Source organism: Streptomyces sp. NPDC057438 (assembly GCF_042802995.1).
In the GTDB taxonomy this organism is placed as follows: Bacteria; Actinomycetota; Actinomycetes; order Streptomycetales; family Streptomycetaceae; genus Streptomyces.
Window position 1 is genome coordinate 1 of the sequence record NZ_JBHVDD010000199.1, and the last position, 1,757, is coordinate 1,757.

3 protein-coding genes and 1 pseudogene are annotated in these 1,757 nt (G+C 65.2%); 2 read left to right on the plus strand and 2 right to left on the minus strand.

All coding sequences use genetic code 11. The features are described 5' to 3' along the window. Positions 1 to 195 (minus strand): TetR/AcrR family transcriptional regulator (locus ACFU5F_RS42330; protein WP_383899015.1); only part of this gene is annotated, 195 nt, incomplete at its 3' end. 98 nt (positions 196 to 293) lie between these two features. Between ACFU5F_RS42330 and ACFU5F_RS42335 the strand changes: the two genes are divergently transcribed. After that, the gene (locus ACFU5F_RS42335; RefSeq protein ID WP_383899017.1) at positions 294 to 809 is read left to right on the plus strand and encodes a hypothetical protein; all 516 of its coding nucleotides are present in this window, start codon (positions 294 to 296) and stop codon (positions 807 to 809) included. Then, positions 758 to 1,513 carry a cytochrome P450 gene (locus ACFU5F_RS42340; RefSeq protein ID WP_383899019.1) on the plus strand — a complete coding sequence of 252 codons (756 nt, stop codon included), beginning with the start codon at positions 758 to 760 and terminating at the stop codon, positions 1,511 to 1,513. Before ACFU5F_RS42335 ends, ACFU5F_RS42340 begins: the two co-directional genes overlap by 52 nt. On the opposite strand, the pseudogene ACFU5F_RS42345 reads toward ACFU5F_RS42340, so the two are convergent. Then, positions 1,395 to 1,649 (minus strand): annotated as a pseudogene (locus tag ACFU5F_RS42345) (MFS transporter); the annotation flags it as partial. The gene ACFU5F_RS42340 and the pseudogene ACFU5F_RS42345 sit on opposite strands and share 119 nt — an antisense overlap. Between the last annotated feature and the right edge of the window lie 108 nt (positions 1,650 to 1,757).

Below are 1,757 nucleotides of genomic sequence, written 5' to 3' on the forward strand. Positions count from 1 at the left end.
GTCGAAGAAGACAATGTCGTCCTTGCTGTCGAAGTAGCTGAAGAAGGTCCGTGTCGCGATGTCTGCGGTGGCCGCGATCTCCGCCACGGTTGTCTGGTCGTAACCCTTCTCGGCGAACAATCGCAGAGCGCCTTCGATGAGCGCTTGCCTCGTGCGCATCTTCTTCCGCTGGCGCAGCCCTGGGTCGCTGGTCACGACAGCACCTTACCGCATGCGATGTAATTTTGCATTTATTGACCTTTTGCATCGAGTGCTGCTTTATGGGGAGGTCCGTACCGACCGAGGAGCGGCCGATGGAGAGCACGTCCCCGGCAGGAGTCATGCCCACGGCCCGCCAGAACCCGTTCGATCCGCCAGAGGAACTGCGCCGCCGGCAGGGGCTCGGCCCAATCCATCGGATGACCTACGTCGACGGTGGTCAGGGATGGTTGGTGACCGGCTTGGCCGCAGCGCGGGCGATCCTGGCAGATCCCCGGTTCAGCGTCCTCCCAGACCACATGCGCTCACCGATCGCCCAGCCGGCAAGCGTGCCCGTGCCGCCGGGGTTCTTCCTCCACATGGACCCGCCCGAGCACGACCACTATCGGCGGTTGCTCACCGTTGACTTCACGGTGCGCCGGATAAAGCTCCTCGAACCGGAGATCGAAGCGATCGTCCATGACCAGTTGAACGCGATGGAGCTCGCCGGAGGCCCGGCCGACCTGTTCAAGGCATTCGCGCTGCCGATCCCGTCACAAGTGATCGGCGAAGGCTCGGGGTGCCCTACTCCGACAGGCAGGAGTTCCAGCGGAACGCCGCCACGCTCTTGAACGTCGACCTCACACCGGAACGCCGGCAAGAGGCGGTCAACGAGCTCATGGCATATCTACGGGACCTACTGCGCCACAAGCGTTCCTGGCCAGAGGAAGACGTGCTCAGCGGGCTCGCTGCGCACGAGGGACTTACTGCGGACGAGAGGGCCGGACTGGCGCTCCTGCTCCTGATCGCCGGGCATGAGACGACGGCGCACATGCTTGCGCTGGGCACTTTCGCTCTGCTGGCCAACTCCGCACAGTTAGCCGAGGTCCGCGACAAGGAGGAAGACGCCCCTGCAGTGGTCGAGGAGCTGCTGCGTTACCTCACGATCATCCATCACGTGGTCCGCGTCGCGCTCCAGGACATCGAGCTCCACGGCTGCCCGATCAAGGTTGGTGAGTCCGTCACCGTCGCACTGTCCGCGGCGAACCGGGACGCTGACCATTTCGCCGACCCGGACGCGCTTGACCTCACCCGCTCCACGGCCGGACACCTCGCGTTCGGTCACGGCCTCCACCGGTGCCTCGGGCAGCGACTGGCCCGCGCCGAAATGCGCATCGCCCTGCCCGCACTGCTTCGCCGCTTCCCGGCACTACGTCTCACTGTCGCGCCCGAGGAAGTGCCAATGCGGTTTTGGAATGCGGCTTCACGACGCGCCGCCCACGCCTACGGTCCATCTCGCGCCGTTCCGGCCGCAGTCCAGCCAGATTCGTGGTGAGGAAGTACGCGGCGCCGCAGGTGAGCAACACCGGCACGAGTCCGACAGCGGTCACCGCCGACCCGGCGAGCAGCCCGCCGAGAGGGATACCGGCCCAGGCCGGCGAGTCACCGAGCGCGTTGACCCGGCCCAGTATTGGATCGTGGCGTTGAGTGATCGTTTAGCCTCGGCACTTCATGACGGCTCATCGGTGCAACTGACGTTCCTTTTCGGCATGTTGGGCTGATGGTGGGCAGTGTCGGGG